The sequence below is a fragment of the Nocardia rhizosphaerae genome (genome assembly GCF_042650365.1).
GTDB lineage: Bacteria > Actinomycetota > Actinomycetes > Mycobacteriales > Mycobacteriaceae > Nocardia > Nocardia rhizosphaerae.
In genome coordinates this window covers 545,944-572,154 of sequence record NZ_JBHSBA010000003.1, presented here as the reverse complement: position 1 = coordinate 572,154, position 26,211 = coordinate 545,944, and the positions used below count along the sequence as shown (strand labels likewise).

Annotated in this window: 24 protein-coding genes; 17 read left to right on the top strand and 7 right to left on the bottom strand. The window is 68.0% G+C overall.

Features of this window, described 5'->3' with window-relative positions:
* Positions 1 to 118 precede the first annotated feature (118 nt).
* Complete coding sequence (gene rfbA / locus ACFOW8_RS04220) at positions 119 to 991, top strand: glucose-1-phosphate thymidylyltransferase RfbA (protein ID WP_378545694.1); 873 nt, start codon at positions 119 to 121, stop codon at positions 989 to 991.
* A gap of 2 nt (positions 992 to 993) precedes the next feature.
* The gene (locus ACFOW8_RS04215) at positions 994 to 1,542 is read left to right on the top strand and encodes a dTDP-4-dehydrorhamnose 3,5-epimerase family protein (protein WP_378545691.1); all 549 of its coding nucleotides are present in this window, start codon (positions 994 to 996) and stop codon (positions 1,540 to 1,542) included.
* A 61-nt stretch (positions 1,543 to 1,603) separates the two neighbouring features.
* Here ACFOW8_RS04215 and ACFOW8_RS04210 read toward each other — a convergent pair whose 3' ends face one another.
* A complete protein-coding gene (locus ACFOW8_RS04210) occupies positions 1,604 to 3,082 on the bottom strand; it encodes an MFS transporter (protein WP_378545688.1) in 1,479 nt (492 codons plus the stop codon).
* Positions 3,083 to 3,167: 85 nt separating this feature from the next.
* On the opposite strand from ACFOW8_RS04210, the gene ACFOW8_RS04205 reads away from it, so the two are divergent.
* Positions 3,168 to 3,566 carry a MarR family winged helix-turn-helix transcriptional regulator gene (locus tag ACFOW8_RS04205; protein ID WP_378545685.1) on the top strand — a complete coding sequence of 133 codons (399 nt, stop codon included), beginning with the start codon at positions 3,168 to 3,170 and terminating at the stop codon, positions 3,564 to 3,566.
* Here ACFOW8_RS04205 and ACFOW8_RS04200 read toward each other — a convergent pair whose 3' ends face one another.
* Both ACFOW8_RS04200 and ACFOW8_RS04195 read right to left on the bottom strand, forming a co-directional pair.
* Positions 3,567 to 4,412 carry a helix-turn-helix domain-containing protein gene (locus ACFOW8_RS04200; RefSeq protein ID WP_378545682.1) on the bottom strand — a complete coding sequence of 282 codons (846 nt, stop codon included), beginning with the start codon at positions 4,410 to 4,412 and terminating at the stop codon, positions 3,567 to 3,569.
* 156 nt (positions 4,413 to 4,568) lie between these two features.
* Positions 4,569 to 5,147 (bottom strand): DUF4282 domain-containing protein, encoded by a 579-nt coding sequence (locus tag ACFOW8_RS04195; RefSeq protein WP_378545679.1) that lies wholly within the window; start codon positions 5,145 to 5,147, stop codon positions 4,569 to 4,571.
* A 194-nt stretch (positions 5,148 to 5,341) separates the two neighbouring features.
* Between ACFOW8_RS04195 and ACFOW8_RS04190 the strand changes: the two genes are divergently transcribed.
* On the top strand, positions 5,342 to 5,824 hold the full coding sequence (locus tag ACFOW8_RS04190) for a hypothetical protein (RefSeq protein WP_378545676.1): 483 nt from the start codon (positions 5,342 to 5,344) through the stop codon (positions 5,822 to 5,824).
* A 129-nt stretch (positions 5,825 to 5,953) separates the two neighbouring features.
* On the opposite strand, the gene ACFOW8_RS04185 is transcribed toward ACFOW8_RS04190, so the two are convergent.
* The gene (locus ACFOW8_RS04185) at positions 5,954 to 6,364 is read right to left on the bottom strand and encodes a hypothetical protein (protein ID WP_378545673.1); all 411 of its coding nucleotides are present in this window, start codon (positions 6,362 to 6,364) and stop codon (positions 5,954 to 5,956) included.
* 126 nt (positions 6,365 to 6,490) lie between these two features.
* Between ACFOW8_RS04185 and ACFOW8_RS04180 the strand changes: the two genes are divergently transcribed.
* Positions 6,491 to 8,662, top strand: coding sequence for a molybdopterin-dependent oxidoreductase (locus tag ACFOW8_RS04180; RefSeq protein ID WP_378545670.1), 2,172 nt, complete (start codon positions 6,491 to 6,493; stop codon positions 8,660 to 8,662).
* Positions 8,663 to 8,833: 171 nt separating this feature from the next.
* On the top strand, positions 8,834 to 9,460 hold the full coding sequence (locus ACFOW8_RS04175) for a pyridoxamine 5'-phosphate oxidase family protein (protein WP_378545667.1): 627 nt from the start codon (positions 8,834 to 8,836) through the stop codon (positions 9,458 to 9,460).
* Here the strand turns inward: ACFOW8_RS04175 and ACFOW8_RS04170 are convergent, their stop codons facing one another.
* The gene (locus ACFOW8_RS04170) at positions 9,461 to 9,958 is read right to left on the bottom strand and encodes a GtrA family protein (RefSeq protein ID WP_378545664.1); all 498 of its coding nucleotides are present in this window, start codon (positions 9,956 to 9,958) and stop codon (positions 9,461 to 9,463) included.
* Positions 9,959 to 9,973: 15 nt separating this feature from the next.
* Between ACFOW8_RS04170 and ACFOW8_RS04165 the strand changes: the two genes are divergently transcribed.
* The 9 genes from ACFOW8_RS04165 (at position 9,974) to ACFOW8_RS04125 (ending at position 20,322) form a co-directional block, all read left to right on the top strand.
* Entirely contained in the window at positions 9,974 to 11,401 is a 1,428-nt protein-coding gene (locus ACFOW8_RS04165; protein ID WP_378545661.1) for an FAD-binding oxidoreductase, read from the top strand.
* Positions 11,398 to 12,177, top strand: coding sequence for a decaprenylphospho-beta-D-erythro-pentofuranosid-2-ulose 2-reductase (locus ACFOW8_RS04160; protein ID WP_378545658.1), 780 nt, complete (start codon positions 11,398 to 11,400; stop codon positions 12,175 to 12,177). The genes ACFOW8_RS04165 and ACFOW8_RS04160 overlap by 4 nt, the downstream gene beginning before the upstream one ends.
* 128 nt (positions 12,178 to 12,305) lie before the next feature.
* Positions 12,306 to 12,530, top strand: a complete 225-nt coding sequence (locus tag ACFOW8_RS04155) for a type II toxin-antitoxin system VapB family antitoxin (RefSeq protein WP_378545655.1) — start codon at positions 12,306 to 12,308, stop codon at positions 12,528 to 12,530.
* Positions 12,527 to 12,955 carry a VapC toxin family PIN domain ribonuclease gene (locus ACFOW8_RS04150; protein WP_378545652.1) on the top strand — a complete coding sequence of 143 codons (429 nt, stop codon included), beginning with the start codon at positions 12,527 to 12,529 and terminating at the stop codon, positions 12,953 to 12,955. Before ACFOW8_RS04155 ends, ACFOW8_RS04150 begins: the two co-directional genes overlap by 4 nt.
* Before the next feature lie 186 nt (positions 12,956 to 13,141).
* Positions 13,142 to 15,115 (top strand): galactan 5-O-arabinofuranosyltransferase, encoded by a 1,974-nt coding sequence (locus ACFOW8_RS04145; RefSeq protein ID WP_378545649.1) that lies wholly within the window; start codon positions 13,142 to 13,144, stop codon positions 15,113 to 15,115.
* A gap of 227 nt (positions 15,116 to 15,342) precedes the next feature.
* Positions 15,343 to 15,885, top strand: coding sequence for a hypothetical protein (locus tag ACFOW8_RS04140; RefSeq protein WP_378545646.1), 543 nt, complete (start codon positions 15,343 to 15,345; stop codon positions 15,883 to 15,885).
* Positions 15,886 to 16,088: 203 nt separating this feature from the next.
* Complete coding sequence (locus ACFOW8_RS04135; RefSeq protein ID WP_378545643.1) at positions 16,089 to 16,601, top strand: hypothetical protein; 513 nt, start codon at positions 16,089 to 16,091, stop codon at positions 16,599 to 16,601.
* Positions 16,602 to 16,642: 41 nt separating this feature from the next.
* Positions 16,643 to 19,963 (top strand): arabinosyltransferase domain-containing protein, encoded by a 3,321-nt coding sequence (locus tag ACFOW8_RS04130; RefSeq protein ID WP_378545640.1) that lies wholly within the window; start codon positions 16,643 to 16,645, stop codon positions 19,961 to 19,963.
* 197 nt (positions 19,964 to 20,160) lie between these two features.
* Positions 20,161 to 20,322, top strand: a complete 162-nt coding sequence (locus tag ACFOW8_RS04125; protein ID WP_189032574.1) for a hypothetical protein — start codon at positions 20,161 to 20,163, stop codon at positions 20,320 to 20,322.
* A gap of 73 nt (positions 20,323 to 20,395) precedes the next feature.
* Here the strand turns inward: ACFOW8_RS04125 and ACFOW8_RS04120 are convergent, their stop codons facing one another.
* Positions 20,396 to 23,728, bottom strand: a complete 3,333-nt coding sequence (locus tag ACFOW8_RS04120; protein ID WP_378545636.1) for an arabinosyltransferase domain-containing protein — start codon at positions 23,726 to 23,728, stop codon at positions 20,396 to 20,398.
* Positions 23,729 to 24,182: 454 nt separating this feature from the next.
* On the opposite strand from ACFOW8_RS04120, the gene ACFOW8_RS04115 reads away from it, so the two are divergent.
* Complete coding sequence (locus ACFOW8_RS04115) at positions 24,183 to 24,830, top strand: hypothetical protein (RefSeq protein WP_378545633.1); 648 nt, start codon at positions 24,183 to 24,185, stop codon at positions 24,828 to 24,830.
* A 227-nt stretch (positions 24,831 to 25,057) separates the two neighbouring features.
* Positions 25,058 to 25,555, top strand: coding sequence for a peptidylprolyl isomerase (locus ACFOW8_RS04110; RefSeq protein WP_378545630.1), 498 nt, complete (start codon positions 25,058 to 25,060; stop codon positions 25,553 to 25,555).
* Positions 25,556 to 25,619: 64 nt separating this feature from the next.
* Here ACFOW8_RS04110 and ACFOW8_RS04105 read toward each other — a convergent pair whose 3' ends face one another.
* On the bottom strand, positions 25,620 to 26,201 hold the full coding sequence (locus ACFOW8_RS04105; RefSeq protein ID WP_378545627.1) for a Uma2 family endonuclease: 582 nt from the start codon (positions 26,199 to 26,201) through the stop codon (positions 25,620 to 25,622).
* Positions 26,202 to 26,211 lie beyond the last annotated feature (10 nt).

The following is a 26,211-nucleotide window of genomic DNA, read 5'->3' as shown; positions in this document are numbered from 1 at the left end:
CACCATGCCTGTAGGTGTTATCGCCCGACACACCAGAACCCGAAACCTCCGTGATCATTTCGTCGACGTGTCGGAACCTCCCCGACTCCGTGGCGGGGGAAGCTGGCAGACTTCCCCCATGCGCGGAATCATCCTGGCGGGCGGCACCGGTTCGCGGCTGCACCCCATCACGCGCGGGGTGAGCAAGCAGCTCGTCCCGGTTTACGACAAGCCCATGGTCTACTACCCGTTGTCCACCCTCATGTTGGCAGGGATCGACGACATTCTCGTGATCACCACGCCGGAGGACGCCGCCGCGTTCGGCAGGCTGCTCGGCGACGGCAGCCAGTTCGGCATCTCGATCAGCTACGTGGTGCAACCGGAACCCGACGGCCTCGCGCGCGCCTTCGTACTCGGCGCCGACCACATCGGTACCGAACCCGCCGCGCTGGTGCTCGGCGACAACATCTTCCACGGGCCGGGGCTCGGGTCGAGCCTGGAACGCTTCCACGACGTCGACGGCGGCGCCGTGTTCGCCTACTGGGTCAGCGACCCGACCGCCTACGGCGTTGTCGAATTCGAGCAGGGCCGCGCGGTCTCCATCGAGGAGAAGCCGAAGGTGGCGCGCTCGAACTACGCGATCCCCGGCCTCTACTTCTACGACAACGACGTGGTGACGATCGCCCGCGAGCTGAAGCCGTCGGCGCGCGGCGAGTACGAGATCACCGACATCAACCGGGCCTATCTCGAACAGGGCAAGCTCAGCGTCGACGTGCTCGCCCGCGGCACCGCCTGGCTCGACACCGGCACCTTCGATTCGCTGCTCGACGCGGCCAACTACGTGCGCACGATCGAGGAGCGGCAGGGTCTCAAGATCGGTGTGCCGGAGGAGGTGGCCTGGCGGCGCGGGCTGATCAGCGACGACCAGCTGTGCGAGCTGGCCGAGCCGATGGTGCGTTCCGGTTACGGCCGCTACCTGCTCGAGCTGATCGCGCGCGGGAAAGACTGGTAGAGATGCGGTTTCGTGAACTGGCCATTCCGGGCGCGTGGGAGATGACCCCGCGACTACTCGGCGACGACCGCGGCGTGTTCTGCGAATCGTTCAAGGCCTCGGAGTTCGAGAAGGCCACCGGCCGCCCGTTCGACCTGCTCCAGGTGAACACCTCGGTCTCGGCGGCGGGCGTGCTGCGCGGTATCCACTACACCGACAACCCGCCCGGCCAGGCCAAATACGTCACCTGTGTGCGCGGCGCCTTCCTCGATGTGGTGGTCGACCTGCGCCCCGGTTCGCCTACCTACGGCCGCTGGGACAGCGTGCTGCTCGACGACGTGCACCGCCGCTCGGTGTTCCTTTCCGAGGGGCTCGGCCACGCCATTCTCTCGCTGGCCGACCACTCCACCGTCACCTACCTGTGCTCACTCGAGTACTCTCCCGAGTTCGACCACGACATGGACGCTTTCGATGCCAGGCTCGGGATCGAATGGCCGACCGTCGGCCGCGACGGCCGTCCGCTCACCTTCGTCCGCTCCGCCAAAGACGAGGCCGCGCCCGGATTTTCCTGATCCACGTGAAACGCTGGATGGCACCCACCCGCGAAAGGTGGTGCCATCCAGCGCTTTCCGCTCAGCCGACCGGTTCGAGCACCCTCTCCTCGGCCACCGGAGCCTGCGCACGCTGCTTGGTGCGCCGCGGCAGGAAGACCGTCAGGGCGACCAGCGCGCCGACGATGGTGACGCCCGCCGCGAACTCGAGGCCGGGTCGGTAGGTGTCGAGCATCTGCTGCGGCGTCGCGCCTGCGAGGTGCCCGCCGGAGGTGACGATGGCGGTGGTCACCGCAAGCACGATGGCCGCGCCGACCTGCATCGAGGTCTGCAGCACGCCGGCGGCGAGACCCTGTTCCTCATCGTCGATACCGCTGGTCGCCTGTACGTTGATGGCGGGGAAGCCGACCCAGCCGATGCCGATCAGCAGGATGGCGGGCAACAGCATGGTCAGGTAGTCGGGCGCGGTGTCGAGCCGCAGGAACAGCAGGTAGCCGACCGCCATCACGGACAGGGTGACAGCGATGACCGGACCGGTGCCGAAGCGATCGATCAGCTTGTCGGAGAAGAACGCCGACCCCACCACCATGATGCCGACCGGCAGCAGCGCCATGGCGAGCTTCAGCGGCGACCAGCCGAGCGAATCCTGCATGTACAGGGTGACGATGAACTGCCAGCTGAAGTAGGAGCCCGCGACCGCGATGATGGCCAGGCTGGCCCGCACCAGCGAGACCTTGCGCAGGATGCCGAGCCGGACCAGCGGATGCGCGACCCGCTGCTCGGTGAGCACGAACGCGGCGAACAGCGCGAGCACGCCGACGAACGAGCCGATCGTGCGTGCCGAGGCCCAGCCCACCTCCGGCGCGGTGACCACGGTGTAGACCAGCAGCAGCATGCCCGCGGTGGAGAGCACCGCGCCGAGCAGATCGTGTCCGCCCTCCTCTGCCTTGCCGTCCTTCGGCACCAGCACGAAGGCGGCGACCAGGGCGGCCAGTGCGATCGGGACAGGCAGCAGGAATGTCCAGCGCCAGCCGACGCCGGTCATCAGGCCGCCGAACAGCAGGCCCATGGAGTAGCCGCCCGCGCCGAACACGGTGTAGATGGACAGCGCCTTGTTGCGCGCCTTCCCCTCGGCGAAGGTCGTGGTGATGATCGACAGGCCGGTCGGCGCGGTGAACGCGGCGGCGAGGCCCTTGACGAAGCGGGTGACGATGAGCAGCGCCGGGTCGCTGACCAGGCCGCCGACCAGCGAGGCCACCGCGAAGACCGCGAGGGCGATGAGGAAGACCTTGCGGCGCCCGAGCAGGTCGGCGGTGCGGCCGCCGAGCAGCAGCAGGCCGCCGTAACCGAGGACGTAGCCGCTGACGAGCCACTGCAGAGTGGAGGTGGACATGTCGAGTTCGGCACCGATGGACGGCAGCGCGACGCCGATCATCGAGACGTCGAGCCCGTCGAGGAACAGGACGATGCACAGGGTGATCAGCATGCCCCAGAGCCGGGCTGACCATCTGGTCGGATCGGTCGCCTGATCTGCGGCCGAGAGCGTTGCTGGCGAAGTCATGCGAGGGACATTACATGCGCACGCATTAAATGCCAACACATAAATTTCCGTTGCATGAAACTCGGTGGACCACTAGGATGGGGCCATGTCGAACCCGGCCACCACAGCTCGGCGCAACGAAGCGCCCACCGAGCTGGTCGGCCAGTGGCGCGAACTGCTCGACCGGCACGCCGCCGTGAGCTGCGCACTGGAGAAGGCGCTTCAGCACGAGCACCGCATCGGGCTCAGCGAATTCGAGACCCTCGATCGCCTGGTCGACGCGGACTGCGAGAAGTACCGGATGACCGAACTGGCAGGCGATATCTACCTGAGCCAGAGCGCGCTGTCCCGTGCGGTGGCCAGGCTCGAACGCGACGGCCTCGTCGAACGCACCATGTGCACCAACGACCGTCGCGCCATCTTCGTCCGGGTAACGGAAAAGGGCAGGGTGGTCTACGACCGTGCCCTGCCCACGCACCGTTCGGTGCTCGCCAGCTCCTGGTAGCTACAGCGTTCCCGAGGCCGCCGCGCAGATATCGGTGAACGCGCCGCGATAGCGCTCGAATTCGGCCGGCTTGTCCAGGTACGCCGAGCCGGTGAGGCCTTCGACGTAGACCACCGGCGGCTCGGGGCGGTCGACCGACCCGTCGATCCCGAAGTCCAGGATCACGAACCGGCCAGAATCCAGGCCGGCGTGATAGCTGGTGTCACCCGGCAGCACCTGGATGCCGACGGTGTCGAGCTCGGCGAGTTCGCGCAGCCTGGCGCGCTGTCCGGCCAGCACTCGCTCGTCGCCGATGCGCCTGGTCAGCACCGCCTCGGCGAGCACGACCCGCAACCGCAGCGGTGATTCGGCGCGGGCGAGCAGCGCCTGCCTCGTCGCGCGGACCGCGAGCCTGCGTTCCAGCTCCTCCTCGGTGAGCTCGGGAACGGTCTGCTCGAGCAGCGCCCTGGCGTAGTCCTCGGTCTGCAACAGCGCCGGGACGACGCCGTCCTCGTAGATCGACAGCCCGGTGGCCGCCTCCTCCAACCCGATGTAGACCTCGAAGCCCTCCGGGATCACATCGCCATAGCTCGTCCACCAGCCCCTGGCCTTGGTCTCGCGAGCCAGCGCGGCCAGCGGCTCGACCAGTTCGGCAGGCGCGCCGTACACCTTGCACATCGCTTCGACGTCGAGACTGCGCAGCGACGTCTGCCCGGTCTCGATCCGCCAGATCTTCGCTTCCGACCACTCCAGTCGCGCCGCCGCGTTCCGCGTCGTCATCCGCGCCTGATTGCGCAGATCACGTAAGTGCCTGCCCAGCTGCCTGCGCGGCATGGTCGATCCGGTGACGCTCTGTGGTGAAGCCATACTTCCCCCCTGTATCCAACTCCGGTCTCCCCCATCTCAATTCGGAGACCGCCGTACACGGTCCGACCTCTCGCCGGATCTGCGTACGGATCATTTCACAATGAATCGGACATTGCGCACCACATACCGACATCCGGCACACTGTGGGCTACAGCACTACTTCTTCCGCCTGAACCGCCAGAACTGCACAGCGCGAACATCTTCGGAAAGCTGGTTCACCGGCTCGGCAACATCGGACAGCGCCTGGAACAGGCCGTCGGCCAGCTCGCTGATGTGCTCGACCCGCCCGGCCAGCCTGGCGGCGTTGTCGGCGAACTCGAGCATCAGCCGCACCGAGGCGGCGATGGTGAGCCCGAGCGGGACCGCGACCAGCGCGGCGAGCACGCCGAGCAGCGCCGATGCCTTCCACATCAGCACCGTCAGCGCGACCGGCACCCCGATGCCGAAGGAGACGACACCGAGGATGTAGGCGAGCGGCAGCAATGTCCTGGTCGCGGGCCTGCGGAACTGCACATCGAGCAGCGAGCGCAGGACCTCGGCGGCCCACTCCTTGGCCGAACCGGTGCTGCGGAACGGGTCGTCGAAGCCCGCGTCGCGCGGAATGTCCGAATCGTCCTCGAGGTTCGGGGCGACGCGCTTGGCGTCGGCCTCTTTCCAAGACAGCCAACGCGATTCGGCTTCGAACTCCTCGGGTTCCCCGTCCGGTGGCGGGGTGGCTCCCGGTGCTTCGGTCATGGCCCGAATCCTGCCGGGTTTGCGGCCGCTCGCCAAGCCCGATCCGGTCACAGCCTGCGATAGCGAAGGTTGCGGAAATGAGACCTAGGGAACAGTCACCAATATTTTTCGGGAACGGCGTAACGAGTCGGCCACCCCGAGCCGATACGACCCATGAACGCAGGAACGAAGCTCTTCGGGGAATGGAGAACACAGTGCGCACGACGTTTCCGACCACAACCACGGCCGCCGAGAAGGGCGCCGCAGCGCAGGAGTACGCCGCGCAGGGTTGGACGGTTGCCGAAACGGCCAATGGCCTGTGCCTGATCACCGACGAAAACGTCTCGGCGATCGAGGTCACCGGCGAGATGGCCGGTGCCGTCCGCCGCTTCCTGCGCGCCAACAACCTGTCCGGCCCCGTGATCGAGATCCCGGGCCCGCAGCGGCGCGATATCCACCTGGTCACCGGCGTCCGCAAGGCCGCCATGGCGATCGAGGCCATGCGCGAGGCTGGCGCCGTCGTCCACACCGACGGTGCCAGCATCCCGCTGCCCCCCACCCAGCTCGCCGCCGGGAGCGCCGCCTGGGGTGTCGCGCCCACCGAGGCCCGCTGGGTCCCGCCGGTCGTCGCCCTCGGTGCCGCCGTGCGCGCCGCCGCGAGCCGCAGCAAGCGGACCGCGCTCACCGTCGCCTGCTAGGGGAAACCCCAAGAACCGTCGCACCCGCGAACACGACGCCTCCCCGACGTCGTGTTCGCGGGTTTTCGGCGTTTCGCTTGACAGCACTCGGCCCCGGTCGGATTCCGACCGGGGCCGAGTCGCGTCGTGCTACTTCAGGCCGAGCGCGGCACTGCCGGCGTCGAGCAGGTCCCCGAGCGGGTTGTCCGCGGCGGCACCGACGGTGACCGTCTTGTCCAGCAGTTCCACCGCGGGTGTGTGGACGCTGCAGGTGTCGCCCTCGCCGACGTAGAGGTGGACCTGCACCCGATGCTCACCCGCCTCGACGTTCTCCAGCACCGCGGTGGGCTGCTCGTGCGTGAGGATGGTTCCCTGCAGCATCTCGTCCAGCATCACCGTGCCCGACCAGCAGGCGTCGTCGGTGTTCTGGATCGAGACGGTGATGGAGTCGGCCCCGGCCACCGCGTCGGCGGTGCGCGCCGCGGACGCGGTACCCGCGAACGCCGTGAGCGCGACGGTGGCGAGTGCGGTAACCCCGGTCGCGAGCTTGAAAGTGCGCATTGTTCCCTTCCCGTAGTCCCCCTCGGTGGATCGTAGGTGGACCTGTCGGCCCGCTACATCACCCTTTCGGCGTAGCTTTGTCGCATTTCGCGCCCGGCGAACACGGGTGCGGCGTAAGGATGGGGCATGGCTCCGCGAACGCTGCTACGCACCTGCCCGCTGTGTGAGGCCGTCTGCGGCCTCACCCTCACCCTCGACGACAACGATCGGGTACTCACGGTGCGCGGCGATCGCGACGACCCGTTCAGCAAGGGCTTCCTGTGCCCGAAGGGCGCCAGCTTCGGCAAGCTCGACGACGACCCCGACCTGGTCACCACCCCGCTCATTCGCGACGGCGCGGAATTCCGGCCCGCGAGCTGGGACGAGGCGTTCGCGCGGATCGCGACCGGATTCGCCGAGGTCACCGCGGCGCACGGCAGCGGAGCCCGCGCGATCTACCTCGGCAATCCCAACGCGCACACCGTCGCGGGGGCGCTCTACCTGCCCGCACTGATCCGCGCGCTGAGCACCAAGCACATCTACTCGGCCAGCACCGCTGACCAGATGCCGAAGCAGGTCGCGGCGGGGCTGATGTTCGGCGACCCGCTGACGGTGCCGGTCCCCGATCTTGATCGCACCGATTTCCTGCTGATGCTCGGCGCCAACCCGCTCGAATCCAACGGATCGCTGTGCACGGCGCCCGACTTCCCCGGCAGGCTGAAGGCGCTGCGCGCGCGTGGCGGCAGGCTGGTCGTCGTCGATCCGCGGGCGACACGCACCGCGGCACTCGCCGACGAGCACCTGTTCATCCGCCCCGGCACCGACGCCTACCTGCTGTTCGCGATCGTGCATACCCTCTTCGCCGAGGGACTGACAGCGGTGCGCCTCGATGTCGCCGGGCTCGACGAGCTCCGCGCCGCCGCCGCGGAGTACACCCCGGCTGCGGTGGCGGGACGCACCGGCATCGCGGCCGAGACCATTCGCACGCTGGCCCGCGAGCTGGCCGCGGCGCCGACCGCCGCCGTCTACGCCCGCATCGGCACCTGCACCGCCGAGTTCGGCACCGTCACCCAGTGGCTCGTCGACGCGATCAACGCGCTCACCGGCAATCTCGACCGGCCAGGCGGCGCCATGTTCGCCACCGCGGCCGCAGGCGGTATCGCGCGCACCCGGCCGTTCCGGCCCGGCCGGTGGACGAGCCGAGTGCGCGGCCTGCCGGAAATGATGGGTGAGCTCCCGCTGGCCACCCTCGCCGACGAGATCGAAACGCCAGGTGCGGGACAGATCAGGGCACTGGTCACGGTGGCGGGCAATCCGGTGCTCTCCGCGCCGAGCGGTGCCAGGCTGGACAAGGGGCTGGCCGGACTGGACTTCATGGTCAGTGTCGACCGGTATGTCAACGAGACCACCCGCCACGCGACGGTGATCCTGCCGCCACCACGCTCGGTGCAGTCACCGCACTACGACTTCGCGCTGCTGCAGTTCGCCGTGCGCAACTACGCGCGGTACTCACCGCCGCTGGTTCCGCTGGACGGGCGGCCGTCGGAGTCGGCGGTCATCGCCAGGCTGGCCGCCGCCGTCAGCGGGCAGCCACACGACGGCACCGGCGCGGCGAGCCCGATCGCCATGGTCGACGAGCTGGTCATCGCAGGCATGCTGCACAAGGCCGGAATGAGCGAGCGGCGCGCGGAGCTCGACGGCACCGACACCACCGAGCAGCGCATCGATCTGATGCTCAAGCTCGGCCCGTACGGCGCGTGGAACGGCGGCGAGCTGAGCCTGCGTACCCTGCTGAACAATCCGCACGGCATCGACCTCGGCCCGCTGCGACCCCGGCTGCCAGGAGTGCTGCGCACCGCGTCCGGGCTCGTCGAGCTGGCACCGGCGCAACTGCTCGCCGACCTACCGCGGCTGCGGGCCGGACTCGCGGCCGACGCACCGGAGCTGGTGCTGATCGGGCGCAGGCAGTTGCGCTCCAACAACAGCTGGATGCACAACATCGCCGGCCTCGTCGGCGGCTCCAATCGGTGCACCCTGCAGGTCCATCCCGACGACGCGAGCAGGCTAGGGCTCGGCGAGCTGGCCGAGATCAGTTCGGCGGCCGGATCGCTCACGGTGCGGGTGGAACAGACGCCGGAGATCATGCCGGGCGTGGTGAGCCTGCCGCACGGCTGGGGCCACAGCTCGAGCACCACCCAGACGGTTGCCAGCGCGAACGCGGGCGTGAACGCCAATGTGCTCACCGATGATTCGGTGGTCGACGCGGTCTCGGGAACGGCCGTGTTCAACGGAGTTCCGGTAACGGTAGTTCCAGCCTGATCAGTCCACATCCGGGAACCGCCGCGCAAACCGCACTTTCGTACCATTCGCAGGAATGGACTCGCCCCACGATCACACCCGGTCCCCTAAACTGAGTGAGATTGCGGTCACAAGCGGGGGTTTCAAGGCGCTGATCCGCATCACCCGGTTCGGCTAGCAGAGGGAGCCCCGATGCCCACAGGACAAGTCGGCAGCGACGGAGAGCACGAGCTACAGCACACGTTGGGCACCACGGAACGGGCCGAGCGCTTCTACGACGACCAGGTCATCGACTATCTGAACCCTACGATGGCCGAATTCGTCGCCAGGATGGACATGGCGTTCATCTCCACCGCGGACGCACACGGCGAATGCGATGCCAGCTTCCGCGCAGGTACCCCTGGGTTCCTGCATGTCATCGACGAACGCACGATTGCGTACCCCGAGTACCGAGGTAACGGAGTAATGGCCAGCCTCGGCAACATCCTCGAGAACCCGCATGTCGGGATCCTGCTCATCGACTTCGTCCGCGACCTGATCGGGCTGCACATCAACGGGAAAGCCCGGATGGTCGCCGACAGTGAGCTGCGCGATGTCGTCGCGGATCTGCCGCCCGCGGGCCGTGGGCGAACCTCGCAGGTGTGGGTCGTCGTCGATGTCGAGGAGGCCTACATCCACTGCCGCAAGCACATTCCGCAGATGGTTCCGGTCGAGCGGGATCGGCGCGAGTGGGGCACCGACAACGTGCGGGCGAAGGGCGGCGACTACTTCGGCGTCAAAGCGGGGAAACAGCCTGCCCCTGCCGCGGCGGCGAGCTGACTACTTGATCTTGAAGATCACCGCACGCTGCACGACGAAGTTGATCACGGTGGCGGTGCCCTGCGCGACGACGAACGCCAGCGGCTGCCGCCACCACTGGTCGGCGAGCGCGTAGAACATCAGCGCGTAGATCCCCACCTGCACGGCGAAGGTCACCGCGTACAGCGCGATCACCGCGATGAATCTGGCCCTGCTCGGCTCGGCCTTGAACGTCCAGCGCCGGTTGATCAGGTACGCGGTGGTGGTGCCGGCGACGAAGCTGATCACCTTCGACAGGATCTCCGGCACCCCGAGCAGGTTCGAGAGCACCGTGAGCAGGCCGAAGTCGACGATCGCGGAGAATCCGCCGGTCAGCGTGAACCGCACGATCTGCGTCTTCAGATCTACGTCGGTTCCACCCGGCTCGTCGACCAGCGGAATCTCGGCGGGAAGCGGCAGATGCGGTTGGGCTTGCACGTGAGGAAGACTACGAGACCGATCGCGGGTCCCGCCATGCATGTAGCCTACTGAGCGATGTCCGAGAACATTCCGACCGCCACCGGCGAGGCGTTTGCGCTGCCTACGCGCACCCGCAAGCTCACCGGTTGGGGTCGCACCGCACCCACCTCCGCCGAAGTGCTCTCGACCAGCGATCCCGAAGCGATCGCCAAGGCCGTGCGCATGGTCGCCGAGGACAACGACTCCAAGCCGGCGCACCTGCGACGCGGCGTGATCGCGCGCGGCCTCGGCCGTTCCTACGGCGACAACTCGCAGAACGCGGGCGGCCTCGTCGTCGACATGCCAGCGCTCAACCGGATCCACCGCATCGACGCGGCGACCCGCATGGTCGACGTCGACGGCGGTGTCGATCTGGATCAGCTGATGAAGGCGGCGCTGCCGTTCGGCCTCTGGGTTCCGGTGCTACCCGGTACGCGGCAGGTCACCATCGGTGGCGCCATCGGCTCCGATATCCACGGCAAGAACCACCACAGCGCCGGCAGCTTCGGCAACCATGTGCGGTCGATGGACCTGCTCACCGCCGACGGCGTCGTGCGCACCATCACCGCCGACTCCGATCCCGAGCTGTTCTGGGCGACCATCGGCGGCTGCGGTCTGACCGGCATCATCCTGCGGGCCACCATCGAGATGACGCCAACCGAGACGGCGTACTTCATCGCCGACGGTGACGTCACCGCCACCCTCGACGAGACCATCGCCTTCCACAGCGACGGCTCCGAAGACCGCTACGAATACAGCTCGGCCTGGTTCGACGCCATCAGCCCGCTGCCCAAGCTCGGCCGCGCCGCGATCTCGCGCGGCAACCTGGCCAAGCTCGACGAGCTGCCGAAGAAGCTGCAGAAGGACCCGCTGCGGTTCAACGGCAAGACCTTCTTCACGCTGCCCGACATCTTCCCGAACGGGCTGGCCAACAAGTACACCTTCACTCCGATCGGTGAGCTCTGGTACCGCAAATCGGGCACCTACCGCGGCAAGGCGCAGAGCCTGACCGCCTTCTACCACCCGCTCGACATGATGGGTGAATGGAACCGCGGCTACGGCTCCAACGGCTTCCTGCAGTATCAGTTCGTCGTGCCGCCGGAGGCCGTCGAGGAATTCAAGCGGATCATCGTCGACATCCAGGGCTCGGGCTTCTACTCGTTCCTGAATGTGTTCAAGCTGTTCGGCCCGGGAAATCAGGCTCCGTTGAGCTTCCCGATGGAGGGCTGGAACATCTGCGTCGACTTCCCCATCGCACCCGGGCTCAACGAGTTCGTCACCGAACTCGACAAGCGAGTGCTGGAATTCGGCGGCAGGCTCTACACGGCCAAGGATTCGCGCACCAGCGCGGCCACCTTCCACCAGATGTACCCCCGGATCGACGAGTGGATCAAGATCCGCCGCAGCGTCGACCCGACCGGCGTTTTCATGTCCGATATGGCCAGGAGGCTGGAGCTCCAGTGATCAACGCAGTTGGCAACCCGCAGACCGTTCTGCTGTTCGGCGGCACCTCCGAGATCGGGCTGGCGATCTGCGCCGAGTACCTGGCCAAGAGCCCGGCCCGGATCGTGCTGGCCAATCTGCCCGGCGATCCGCTGCTCGAGGGCGCTGTCGCGAAGCTGAAGGCGGCGGGCGCGACCGCGGTCGACGTGATCGACTTCGACGCGCTCGACACCGAGTCGCACCCGAAGGTGGTCGAGGCCGCGTTCGCCGCCGGTGACATCGACGTCGCGATCGTGGCGTTCGGTGTGCTCGGTGACGCCGAGGAGTTGTGGCAGAACCAGCGCAAGGCCGTCGCGACGGTCGGCATCAACTACACCGCCGGTGTTTCGGTCGGCGTGCTGGTCGGCGAGAAGTTCAAGGCGCAGGGGCACGGCCGGTTCATCGTGATGTCCTCGGTGGCCGGTGAGCGGGTGCGCCGCTCCAACTTCGTCTACGGCTCGACCAAGGCCGGGCTCGACGGTTTCTACCTCGGTCTCGGCGAGGCGCTGCGCCCCTACGGCCCGCGCGTCACCGTGGTGCGGCCGATGCAGGTGCGCACCTCGGCGACCAAGGCGCACTGGGAGGCGACCGGCAGCAGCGAGGCCCCGCTCACCGTCGATCCCGAGGATGTGGCCCGGCTCGCCGTCGCCGCCTCGCAGAAGGGCACCGAGATCGTGTGGGCGCCCGGCGAGGCCCGCTTCCTGATGTCGGCGCTGCGCCACGTGCCGCGCCCGATCTTCCGCAAGCTGCCCATCTAGGCACCACCCCGCTCCAAATCACTGCCGCACCGTCACTAACGGTGCGGCAGTTTCGTTTACCGAGGGAGTGGTCTGCTATGTACAATTTGGAGACAGATGTTGGCCCGATTATGTACAGGAGCGCTGACATGTCCCTGACACACATCGACATCGATGACGAGGCGCTGGAAACCGCCAAGCGCTTGGGTGGCCACCGCACCAAGACAGCCGCGGTCGCTGCCGCGCTCCAGGAGTACAACGAACGGCTTACCCTGGACGTTGCCTACGACGAATTGTTCGAGCTGGCCAAGAGCATGGACCTGGAGGGCGCCGAGGCTGCCCGCCGGGCCGAAAAGGCGGCGCGCCGCCGATGACGGGCTACCTGATCGACTCATCGGCAATGTGGCGAATTCTCCGGTCCGACGAGCTCCGCGAGACGTGGCGCCAACCGACCACGTACAAGATGATCCGTTCCTGCTATCCCCAGCGGGCCGAGTTCTTGAGTTCGTCACGCAACATGGCTGAGTTCTCCCGCCTCGCATCGCGGTTCGAGCAGCTGTACCGCGAAATCTCGGTGCCGAAGTCAGCTGGCAGCTGGATCGGGACCTTCCAGCATCGCGCTGCGCAAGGCGGCTGCGTGAGCGCGTTCTCGGCCGTCGACCTGCTGATCTGCGCGACAGCCGGTTACCACGACCTCATCATCGTGCACGACGACAAGGACTTCGTCACCGCGACGAGGTTCGCTACCGAGCTGCGGGAAATCAACGTTCACGACGGGCCGCTGAATCTCGGCGTCTGAGTGCGATCCGCAGGTACCGATGCCGTCGATGCGCACGACCCAGGCCATCGACGGCACCTCGCAGGCCGTCGGCGAACCGCGAACCAGCGGAGACCAGTGGCCGGTTGCCAATCCGGTTGGCAGCGCGCGCTCCACTAGGCTGACGCCGACCGTGGGAGCACAGTGGAGCCGGAGGATTGCGCGCCGATGACGACCAATGATGACGTGCGGCCGGGGCGCAGGATCGCGGTGGGGGTTGGCGAGGGCGCCGCTGCGGCGGTGGTCGCCCTGGTCGTGGCGGCGGTCGGGCTGTTCGCGTTCTCGGTGGTGCAGTGGCCCGCGTTCAATTCCTCAAATGTCACCCGTGCGCTCACCACGGTGGGGCAGGTCGTCGCGGTGGCGCTGCTTGTGGTGGCGGTGCTGCTGATCCGGCTCGGCAAGTGGCCGCTGGTCGCCAAACTTGCTTCCTGGATCGGCATTTCGAGCTTTGTCACCGTCACGCTCGGCATGCCGCTTGCGGCGACCAAGCTGTATCTCTTCGGGGTCTCGGTGGATCAGGAGTTCCGCACCGAGTATCTGACGCGACTCACCGACAGCCCGGCGCTGCGCGATATGACCTACGTGGATCTGCCGCCGTTCTATCCGGCCGGCTGGTTCTGGATCGGCGGCCGGGTCGGTGATCTGCTCGGCATGGCGGGCTGGGAGGTGTTCAAGCCGTACGCGATCGCGATGCTGGCGATCGCGGCGGCGATAGCGCTGGTGTTGTGGACCCAGCTGGTGCGCGCCGATCTCGCGGTGGGCGCGGCGGCGGCGGTGACCGCGATGACGGTGGCCTACGCCTCACCAGAGGCCTACGGCGCGGTGCTGGTGGTGTTCATTCCGCCGGTGCTGATCCTGGCCTGGGGCGCGCTGCACCGGACATCGGGCGGCTGGGGCGCGGTGCTCGGCACCGGCCTGTTCCTCGGCGTCGCCGCCTGCTTCTACACCCTGTATCTGGCGATCGCGGCGTTCACGGTGGTGCTGATGGCGGTGGTGGCCGCCGGTGTCGCGGTGGCGCGGCGACGGGCCGAGCGCAAGCCGCGGGTGGGCAGGCCACGCGGCGACGAAGTGAGTGCGGCGCCGTGGCGGGCGGCGATCGCACCGCTGGTGAAGCTGGCCGTGATCGGCGCGATCGCCGGGGTGCTCGCGCTGGTGGTGTGGGCGCCGTATCTGCTGGAGATGCTCGCGGGCGCGAAGCTGCCGTCCGGCAACGCTTTCCACTATCTGCCGGAATCGGGGGCGGAGCTGGCGTTCCCGATGCTGGAGTTCTCGCTGCGCGGCGCGCTGTGCCTGCTCGGCGTGCTGTGGCTGGTGGTGCGCGCCGGTTCGTCGCGGCGGGCGCAGGCGCTGGGGATCGGCGTTGTCGCGGTCTATCTGTGGACGCTGCTGTCGATGGCGGTGACCGCGATCGGCACCACGCTGCTGTCGTTCCGGCTGGAGCCCGTACTGCTCGCCCTGCTCGCCGCCGCGGGAGTGTTCGGCTTCGTCGAAGGCGCGGGCATGGTGTATCGCGTTCTCAACGAGTCGGCGCCGGTGCGCACCGCGTCCACCGTGCTCGCGGTGCTCGGCGCGGTGGCCTACGCCCAGCACATCCCGACCGTGCTGACCCACGAGATCGACACCGCCTACACCGATACCGTGCCGACCACCGAGCCCGACGCCGACGGCACGTACGGTGAACGCGCCGACAAGCGCAAGCCGTCGGCGGTGGCCTACTACCATCCCGTCGACGAGGCGATCCTGGCCGAGACCGGCCGCCCGCGCGACGAAACCGTGGTGCTGACCGCTGACACCAGCTTCCTGTCCTTCTACCCCTACTTCGGTTTCCAGGCGCTCACCTCGCACTACGCGAACCCGCTCGCCGACTTCAAGGGCCGCGCCGACACCATCGCCGCGTGGAGCGAGGCCGAATCCTCCGGCGCCCTTCTCGACGCCATGGCCGAGTCGCCGTGGCGCGCCCCCGACGCCTTCCTGTTCCGCCGCGACGCCGACACCTACACCCTGCGCCTGGCCGAGGACGTCTACCCGAACGACCCCAACGTCAGGCGCTACACCGTCGCGTTCCCCCGGTCGCTGTTCACCGACCCGGCCTTCACCACCACCGACATCGGCCCGTTCACGTTGGTGACGGTTCGGCGCTGAGCGGCCGAGGGCAATACCCGCCGGTGCGACGGCGGTTCGGTGTCCGGACCGGCGTGGATCGTGTCCATTCCGTGCTGGATCGGTCTGTCCGCCGCGCTCGACCGCACTAGACTGACTCCTGCGGCACGGTCGCCGCCTGCGGTCTCGCACCGCGGCGGATGGCGCTGGAATCCTCGATCCTGCACGTGATGGGTCCTCGCCGGACCCGCTCCTGGCCAGGAGGACATATGTCCGATCCGTTGCACACCAGGGTGTGTCTCACCGGTTTGCACTGCCACTGCCCGAGTATCAGTTTCTTCGTCGTCCCCGAACCGCTGGTCCGCGGTGGGCAGGTGTTGCACCTGCTCGAGCAGGCGCCGGTGGGCGGGCGAAAACCGGAACCGACGCCCGACGACGCGCTGATCGAGCTGATCGAAGCGGTCCGCACGCCGCTGAGCACCCGCGGCCTCGCCCACCTCGAACGCGTCCCGTTCGCCGGTCCGCGGCACGATCCGCCGACGGCCCGCACGATCCTGCACGACCATTTGATCGAAGAACCGGAGCCATTCGGCCTCGATGTGGACGACCCGGCGGAGCTGCTCCGGTTGGACACCCTGCCCGAACATCGCATCGGCGCGCGCCGCATCGACGACTTCCAGGCGTTCTCGGTGCGTCAGGCGATGCTCGCGGTCTATCGGCACTTCGGGATCGACCAGGGTATTCCGCTGGTCTACCACGGTTTCGCCGACCCCGTCGATGGCTGGTTCGCGCTGCGCGCGTCCGCGGCCTGACCGCTATTCCATCGAGTGTTGTGTTGATCGACACCCGGTAGCTACTGGTGTGCGGGCGCGCGATGGACAACAATGTGACCGGTCAGTGTCAACAAACCGCACGGTTCGTGTCGCGGGGCGAGTACGCTGCGAAATGTTGCAAGTTCGGCCGACCGAAATCAGTTTTGGTAAGTGCTGATCGGTACGGATGCAGAGGTATAGCTATGACGCTCAGCAGACCGGAGCGAATCGATCTCCTGCTGACACGACCGCATCGTCAGGATCGGGAACCAGCCAAGCGCGAGCAGCTGAACTCCGTCAGCGCGATCGAGCAGACTGTCGTCGACGCCGCCATCACGATGCTGGCCCCCGGCCAGAAGTTCGCGCTCCTGTGGTCACTCCAGGTCGGTGGGAACACCGTGGCCGGTGTGCAGGTGAAGGAGCGCGACGGGACCGTCACCAATCTGGTGCCGCCCACCGAGGTGCTCGAATATCTGAGCGACCACAAGCGGCTGTCCTACGACCCGGCCGTCGGCGCCTGGCTGAGCGCGGAGATCTTCATCGCCGGGCCGACCCGCTACAAGGCGACCTTCTCCACGAGCAGCGTCGCGGACTGGATGCCGGAGGTCTCGGTCGACGAGCTGCGCGCCGAGTTCGTCGCCTACCCCAGGCCCGCCGCCGAGATCCCCGACTGGGCCAAGGCCCAGCTCGACTGGACCACCAGGATGACCGGCTAGATCCAGCCCCCATCGGGGGATCTGCTTTAGCATCAACCCCCGTGCTGCGATCCGACCGAGCGTTCACCCGATACCGCCTGATCGCCCTCGTCTGTGGGCTGCTCGGGTTCGTGCTCGCCCTGCTGACCCCGCTGCTTCCGGTGCGCCAGGATCACGCGAGCCTGGACTGGCCGCAGACGGGCGCGACCAGTGTCGAGGCGCCGCTGGTGTCGTATGTACCGCAGCGGCTCGACGCCGAACTGCCGTGCACGATGCTGGTGGGGCTGCCGGAGACGGGGACGACCACCCTGGTGAGCACGATCCCGGCCGCGTCGGGCCAGGGCGCGAAGGGGCTGACGGTGTCGGTGCGCGACGGCGTGCTCGGCGTGCAGGCCCGTGATGTGCCGATGCTGGCGGCGCCGGTCACCGAGATCGCCGGCTGCGAGCGGATCGCCATCACCTCGACCGTCGAGGCGACCACCGTCGAGTTCGCTGGGGTGACGCGCGAGGACGGCAGCCCGTTCCGCAATACCGTCACCGTCGACAAGCGGCCGCAGATCGTCGGCGTCTTCACCGACCTCGACGAGGCCGCCATCGCGGGCGCGCGGCTGCACGCCGACATCGACTCGCGCTTCACCTCCACTCCGACGACGCTGAAACTGGTGACGATGATCGTCGCCGCGGTCGCCACCGTGCTCGCGCTGATCGCGCTGCACCTGCTCGACACCAGCGACGGCCGTCGCGCCCGCCGCGTCCTGCCGCGGCACTGGTGGCGGGTCACCCCGACCGACGGCGTGGTGGTCGGCACGCTGCTGGTCTGGCATGTGATCGGCGCCAACACCTCCGACGACGGCTACATCCTGAACATGGCCCGCGCGTCCGGCCCGTCCGGCTACATGGCCAACTACTACCGCTGGTTCGGGGTGCCGGAGGCGCCGTTCGGCTGGTCCTACGAGGTACTGGCCTGGATGACAACGATTTCCGACGCCAGCCCGTGGATGCGGCTGCCCGCCCTGCTGGCCGGGCTGGCCTGCTGGGCGATGATCAGCCGCGAAGTGCTGCCCCGACTCGGTGCCAGGGTGCGCCGCGACAAGGTGGCGCTGTGGACCGGCGGCCTGGTGTTTCTCGCCTTCTGGCTGCCCTACGACAACGGCCTTCGCCCCGAACCGCTGATCGCGGCGGGCGCGTTGCTCACCTGGTGCCTGATCGAACGCGCCATCGCCACCGCCCGGCTGCTGCCTGCCGCGCTGGCGATTCTGGTCGCCGCGTTCTCGCTCGCCGCGGGTCCGACCGGCCTGATCTGCATCGCCGCGCTCATCGCGGGCGCGCGGCCGGTGCTCGTGCTCATCGTCAAGCGGGCCCAGGGCGTGCTGCCGCGCCGGGTCACCGCCGGCGAGTCGGCGGCACCCGCCGACGCGTCGACCAGTGTCGCCGACGCCGCCGACAAGCGGCTGTCACCGGGCAACAAGGTCTTGCGCTACGCGGCCCTGCTCGCGCCGGGGATCGCCGCGGGCACCATCGTGCTGATCGTGGTCTTCGCCGATCAGACGCTGGCCACCGTCATGGAGGCGACCAGGGTGCGCACCCTGGTCGGGCCCAATGTCGCCTGGTTCGACGAGCGCACCCGCTGGGATTCGCTGTTCATGCTCTCCCCCGACGGGTCGCTGGCCCGGCGCTTCGGCGTGCTCGTGCTGCTGCTGTGCCTGCTCGTGTGCATCCTGCAGGTGTTGCGCAAGGGCCGTATCCCCGGCACCTCGCGCGGGCCGTCGGTGCGTATTCTCGGCATCGTCTTCGGTGCGCTGCTGCTGATGATGTGGACGCCGACCAAGTGGACCCACCACTTCGGCGTGTACGCCGGGCTCGCCGGTTCGCTGGCGGCGCTGGCCGCGGTCGCGGTGGGCGTCAACGGGATTCGCGCGCCGCGCAATCGCGCGCTGTTCGCCGCGGCGGTGCTGTTCCTGCTCGCGCTCACCTTCACCGGATCCAACGGCTGGTGGTACGTCTCCAGTTACGGCGTGCCGTTCTGGGACAAGGCGCCGATGGTGGCGGGCAAGGGCGTCTCGACGATATTCCTCGGGCTGGCGGGTCTCGCGCTGCTCGTCGCGCTGTATTTCCATCTGCGCGCGCCCTATCGCGGCGCGACGGCACCCTCGCGGTTCGATCGGTTCGCGACCATGCCGCTGACCATCGCGGCCGCGCTGCTCGTGCTGTTCGAGGTGGCGTCGATGGCCAAGGGCGCGATCAGCCAGTACCCGGCGTATTCGATCGCCACGTCGAATATCCGGTCGCTGCAAGGCGATACCTGTGGCCTCGCCAACGACGTGCTGGTCGAGACGAACACCGCCGACTCACTGCTCACCCCGTACACCGGCGACCCCGCCGACGGGCTGAGTGCCGAATCCACCGGCTTCACTCCCGATGGTGTCGCCACCGACCTCACCGCCGACGCCGACGAGACCGTGGTCGGCGGCGCCAACTCGGTGGACAACGATTCCGCCAACAAGACCACCGACACCACCGGTGCGGGCACCGGCGGCGGCACCACCGCGGAGCCGGGCGTCAACGGCAGCACCGTCGCGCTGCCCTTCGGCCTCGACCCAGCCCGCACCCCGGTGCTCGGCTCGTACCAGACCGGCGTGCAGCAGCAGGCGAAGCTCACCTCGCAGTGGTACCGAGCCGACCTCGACGGCGTGCGCGAGGACCCGGCCTATCAGGCGCTGGTGATCACCGCGGCGGGCCGCATCCGCTATGTCGACAACGACGGGGTGGCGCACTACGGCCAGGAGCTGCGCCTGGAGTACGGCGTGCGCGACGTGGACGGCGCGGTGACGACCACCGGGTCGCTCGTCCCGCTCGATATCGGCCCTTCGCCCTCGTGGCGCAACCTGCGGGTGCCGCTGGACCAGCTGCCTGCCGGGGTGAACGCGGTGCGACTGGTCGCGGTGGACAACGACATCACCGGGCGGCAGTGGCTCGCGATCACACCGCCGCGCCTGCCGCGGCTGGCCACCCTCGACTCCGTCGTCGGGCGGACCGATCCGGTGCTGCTCGACTGGCATGTCGGCCTTGCCTTCCCGTGCCAGCGTCCGTTCGACCACCACGACGGCGTCGCCGAGGCACCGGCCTGGCGGATCCTGCCCGATCGGGTCGGCTCCGACGCCGCCAACGCCTGGCAGGACGATATCGGCGGCGGTCCGCTCGGCTGGACCGAACTGCTGCTGCGCGCGGAGACCGTGCCGACCTATCTCGATCAGGATCTCGGCCGGGACTGGGGCGCGCTCGAGCGGTTCACGCCCTATCAGCCCGCACCGCCCGCCGAGATCTCGGTGGACGTGGTGACCCGGTCGGGGCGGGCCGAGGATCCGCCGATCCGGGCGCAGTAGGGAGTGCGCGGGGTGCGAGAGCCACGTCACAATCGACTGTGCGTGTGAGTTTGGCGGCGTAAGGGCAGCGGGCGGGCACTTGCGCATGTGCGGCGCGAAAATCCTAGCGCCCCATACCGTTTCGCGTGCGTGAATCACCTGTAAAAGGGCGGCGAATGCCACTGCGCCGCCTGGTTTGAGCACGTACCCTGTTGGGTATGACAGGAGCCTTCGATGACATGGATCTGGGAGATCTCGTCGAGCTGCTCAGCGATGACGAGAAAAAGGAACTACGACCGGCCGTGATGCGGGTGCTGGACAGACTGCCTTCGCAAGAGGTATTACGCCGCGACCTCAACCGTCGCATGCTCAACGTCTGAGCTCCTGCACCGACAAAACGGCCGAAGGCGCGGACCCACCGGGTGGGTCCGCGCCTTCATTACTGTCAGCGGGTCAGAACACTCGCAGCGGACCGGGCGACCACAGGCCGTTGCGTGTGGCGGTGCCGGTCTCGAGCTGAGCGGGCTCGGCCCGCATGTGCTGGTCGTAGCGCTCGAGCGAACCCCAGTCGCGGGCCCAGTCGTCCTTCAGGTAGGTCGGGATGGTCACCCGGTGCGCCAGCATCTGCGCGAAGCCGAGCGGGCCACCGAACTCCTGGGCCTGCCAGGTATCGGTCGAGGAGATCGCCAGCGGCCGGTCGGGCAGGATGCGGTAGTTCGGCACCTCGGCGACACCGTTCTCGTGCGAGAACGGGCGCTGGCACGGGAACTGCAGGCCGACGGCCCAGTCGAGCAGCACCGGCTGGTCGCGGCCGATGTAGTCGTCGAGGGTCGAAAGCCTCGGCACCCGCGGCGGGGTGAACGCCAGCCACTGGTCGCCGATCAGGATCGGGTCGTTGGCCAGGATGCGGACCGCGTTCGCCTCGGCGGGCAGGTCGGCCAGCGGGACACGCAGGTTGCGCCAAGACGGGAACGGGCCGATATCGCGCGGCAGGTAGCTGCCGAGCGCGGTGACGCTGCCGTCCGGGTTGCGGGTGCCGTACTCCACCAGCAGCGACTGACCGTACTGGTCGACGCCGCTGTCGTCCTTGGAGGCGATCCGGCCCGCGGCCGAGATCACCACCAGCGGTGCGTCGTCGGACCGGTCGGGCAGGCCGTACCAGGCCGACTCCAGGTGGGCTGGCTGCTGCACGCCCTCCTGGTAGGAGCCGAGCACCGGGGTCAGCGCCGGATCGAGCCCGAACGGCAGCGCCGCGGTCGACCCGTTGACACCGCGCGCGCCCTCGCCACCGCCGGTGCCCGCGCTCTCACCCTCGGCGAAGGCGGCGCCGACCGACTGGTTGCTGGTGTTGCCGGTACCCGGCTTCACCTCGACCGCGTCGGCCGACAGGTCACCCGGCACGCCGTTGGGTGTGAAGCCGACCGCGCCGATACCCGCCAGCGGATCGGCCGGATTGTCGAACGGCCGCGCCGGGTCGACGATCGGTTCGAGCCTGCCGCCGTTCGGATCGGACTCGACCAGCACTTCCCTGGCCAGCCCACAGGAGTTGCCACCGAGGGCGTTGATGTTCGAGCGGGCCAGCGAGTATGCCGGGTACTGCTGCACGGCGCCCTTGACCAGCGAGAGCACTTCGAACAGCACCATCAGCCCGACCACGACGGTGAGCGGGATGGCGGCGAACTTGCGGATCCGCCTGCCCCGCTTGGTCTGTGCCGACGGCACCGGCTTGACGTAGTCCTCGCGCAGCGCGTACCAGCCGACCAGCGCGAGTGCCAGGCCGAACAGGACCAGCATCGCGGTGTTGGAGTTGATGCCGCCGAGGGTGATCGTCTTGTCGAACCACGGCACGCCGTAGCTGGACACATACCAGTAGCCGTTGATACCCGAGAACGACAGCGCCAGCACGAACAGCAGTCCGGCGAGGAAGATGGCCCGGTTCTTGCGCGACCGCAGCGCACTCGCCGAGACGACCACGGCCGTCACCGCCGCCAGCGAACCGGCGATACCCGCGTACGCGCCGAAGTGGTGGGTCCACTTCGTCGGGTTGAACATCATGAAGAAGATCGTGCCGAAGACGATCCCCATCAACCGCCAGGTCGGCCCGGAAGCGACGCCGGGCACCTGGCGGCGGCGCAGCAGCACCAGCAGCGTGGTGAACAGGCACAGCAGCATCATCAGGAAGGCGAAGCGCCGCGCCAGCGAGCCGTCGACGGTCTCGACGAACATGTAGTAGTAGCGCAGGTAGTCCTCGTACCAGGCCAGGTTCGGCCCGGTGGCCTGACGCACCCGGTTGGCTTCCTGGATGCCTGCGAAGGTCTGGTCGCCGTAGACGACAACGAGCACGAGCAGCCCGGCCGAGGCGATGGGCGCGAGCAGCGCGGCCGTGCCGAACTGCCGGTGCCTGCGCACCACGATCCGCACCAGCGGCCGGATGCCTGCCAGCAGCGCGGCCACACACATCAGCCCGGTCGGCGCCGCGGCCAGGGTGAACGCCGCGATCAGCACCGCTATCCCGGCGGGCAGCAGCCTGCCGGTGGCGATGGCGCGCTCGATCGAGACCCAGGTGAGCAGCGCGCCGAGCGCGACGATCGGCTCCGAGCGCAGGCCGTTGTCGAACGGCAGCCAGAACGCGAGGAACACCAGGCCGCCGGTCCACAGCGCCACCTGACTGCGCTTGACCGCGTTGCCGAGGCGGGGCACCACCTCGCGGCTGATGACCATCCAGCACAGGATCGCGCAGATCAGCGCGGGCACCCGCACCCACGGGCTGGCCGTGGAGATCTCGGCGAAGACCTGGATCACGTGGTAGTACCAGCCGAACGGCGCCTCCGGCACGCCGTACCAGCGGAAGTAGTTGGCCATATAGCCCGCTTCGGGGGCCACCCGCACCATCGACAGGATGTAGCCGTCGTCGGAGGTGTTGGCGCCGACGAAATGCCAGACCGACAGGGTGCCGATCACCGCGCCGTCGGCCCAGGTCGGCTTCAGCCAGTTCTTCGGCAGGAACCGGCGGTGCCCACGCCCGTCGCTGCCGTCGAGCTTGGCCAGCGCGGCCAGCGCGATGAGCGTGCACAGCACCGCGGCCACGATCGCGACCAGCTTGGCGATCGACGGGCTGGAGGAGAACCGCGAGTCGATCGTCGAGGTCAGCGAGAGACCAGCGGGAACCTCGCCCTCCAGACCGGAGAAGATGCCGACGATCTGCGGGCGCAGGTCGCCGTTGAGCTGCCCCTGCACCGGGACCCGCACGGTCTCCACCGCTCCCGGCTGTCCGGGGATCGGCCGCTCGATCTCCCTGGTCATGCCCTCGAACACGGCGGTCGTGCGCTCACGATCGGAGCTGATCACGATGGTCGAGCACTGATCCATCGCGGCGCGGTCGGCCGAGGCCACCACCGCGTTGCGGTCGACCACGTCGACCGAGGTGTCGGAGACCCGGACGAACATCGCCTCCAGCGCGGCCCGGTCGCCCTGCGGCGGCGCGGTGGCCAGCAGCATGCCGCCCTGTTCCGGCAGCGACGCGACCGCGGAGCAGGGGATGGTGGCGTTGAGGTCGATCGGCACCTGCGACATCAGCGGTGCCTGGAGGTTGCCGAGCTCGCCGTTCTGCGGCCAGTTCAGCTGCGCGGTCGTCTGGGTGACCGGCAGAAACGGCGTCGCCACCGCGAACAGGGCACCGAGGACTCCGGCCACGAGCGCGATCCATCGCGCGATCCGGAAGTCCTTTTCGGCGGCCACCGGCTCGGCGGGTGGTTTGGTGAGAACAGCAGTTGCGGCGTCTGGCACGGTTCGCCATCGTATCCGCACCTATGGCGTTGTGACGGGTCGCACGCCCTGCGATATGACGCGCCACGAATCCGTTGTGTGAAGTTCAAGCGTTTCATTAAGGATGCTGAGCCGCTCCGGCCGCCGGCGACCGGGACGGAACATCGCTACGCGACGATGCGAGTCCGCTATCGATCCAGGTCTCACCCGAGTGCATCCACACCGATGGGCCGCGACACAGAAGTTCCCCGATCCTACCAGCGCGCACGATGCGAATTACCAAAAAGCACGGTAACCGTTACGCAGGGTAACAGACCGGCATTCTAAATGAAGATTTCGACTCCGATAGCGAAAGTTCGAAAGTTTCCTCATGAAATGATAGTCGCGAACAGCCCGCTGCCGAAAATGGCTTTTCGTATTCTCGAACGCGACATCCTCATCCCGTGAAGATGTCGTCTTCACCCAAGGAGTACCCATGTTCGACAGCAAATTCTTCGCTCGCACCGCACTGGTGACCGCAGGCTGTGCGGTCGCCGCGGCCTCGGTCGGGATCGGGCCCGCCGCGGCGCAGGCCTCGACCACGGTCAGCCCCGCCGGCGCCGCGGTGCAGGCCACCAACCAGGGCGTGTTCAAGGCTGTGGCCGGTGGTGTCACCATCACCTGCAACACCTCGACCGCGAGCGGCAACGTGCCGGCCGCGCCGGGCAACACCAACCCGAGCGGCCCGGTCACCGTGCCGATCAACGCGCCCACCTTCACCGGCTGTTCCACCAGCATGTGGGGGGTGAGCGCGACGGTGACCACCAGTGGTAGCTGGTCGATCACCGGCCAGAACGGCTCTCCGGTCACTGGCACGATCAACATCCCGACCGGCGGCATGGTCATCCAGACCAGCGGCTTCGCCTCCTGCAAGGTCGTCGTGGCGCCCACCGGGCCCGCCTCGCTGGCAGGCACCTGGACCAACGGCACCCCGTCCACGGTCCAGGCGACGAATTCGCCGGCGCCCATCAAGGTGACCGGCAGCTGGGGTTGCCCGACAAGTGCCACCACCGGATCGGTGACCGGCACCTACCAGGTGACCAACACCACCACCCCGTCGGTGCCGATTACCGTCGGCCCGTGAGAAATTCCGGGACGGAATCCGAAATGGCCACGGCCGCGCGCTGAGGCCGGTTCGATTCCGGTGAATTGTCCCGGTGTGTGAAAAGGAACCCGCGTGCGTCTCGCACTCGCACGCGGGTTCCCCACCCATCGTAGGCAATTTTCGCGGCGGGCGCCGCGCACCCACCGGCGCCGGCATCGGTGGACCCCGGTCCCTTCCGAAACCCCGTCCTCCTTAGACTCGATGACATGACCAAGGTGAATCTCGAAACCAACTACGGACCGATCGTGCTCGAGTTGGACGACCAGGCCGCGCCGAACACGGTCGCCAACTTCGTCAACTACGTGAACGCGGGCCACTACAACGGGACCGTGTTCCACCGCGTCATCCCCGGCTTCATGGTCCAGGGCGGCGGCTTCGAGCCCGGCCTGAAGCAGAAGCCCACCCAGGCCCCCATCCAGAACGAGGCCGCCAACGGCCTGAAGAACGACAAGTACACCGTCGCGATGGCTCGCACCAACGACCCGCACTCGGCCACCGCCCAGTTCTTCATCAACGTCTCCGACAACGCCTTCCTCAACCACACCGCCCCCCAGGGCCAGGGTTGGGGCTACGCCGTCTTCGGCAAGGTCACCGAAGGCACCGAAGTCGTCGACAAGATCGCCGCCGTCTCCACCGGCAACGCGGGCCCCCACCAGGACGTCCCGGTCGACGACGTCATCATCGAATCCGCCACGATCGCTTAATCTTTCGACACGCGAAAGGGTCGCCATACCCAGCGGCGACCCTTTCGCGTTCAGGAAACAGCGTTCAGGAAACCCAGGCTTTCAGTGGCTCGGTATCGAGTGTGATTCCCACGGGTTCCGGAATGCCCACCTCGGTTCCGAACGGCTGGATCAGGATGCGCTCGTATTCCCCGTCGACCGGATTGCTACGCACCACCACACGCCCCTTCTCCCGATCGATCAGTAGATAGATGGGAATGCCGGTCCGCGCGTAAGCACGCGGCTTCTCCTGGCGATCGCGGCGGTCGGTGTCCTGGTCGTGCGAAGTCACCTCGACCACCATCAGTGCCGACCCTGGGTCTGCCCATTCCGGCTGACCGGCGAAACCACCGGACTGCGTGATCGTGGCGTCGGGTCGAGCCCGGCCGGTGCGATAGGAGTCGATCTTGAGGCCCTGTTCCTGACACATCCACAAGTCGGGTCGCAGCCCGAAAAGAACACGCATGAGCCATGTGAGCACGCAGACATGGTCCCCGTCAGGCACCGCTTTCGCCCCCAGCTTCCCCTCGATGTACTCCAGCCGAACACCTTCCGATACCCGACCGGCGACTCGAGCGAGTTCTTCGAACTCCTCGGTCGTCATGAGCGGCTCAGGCGCTGCGGTCATGGCACAACGA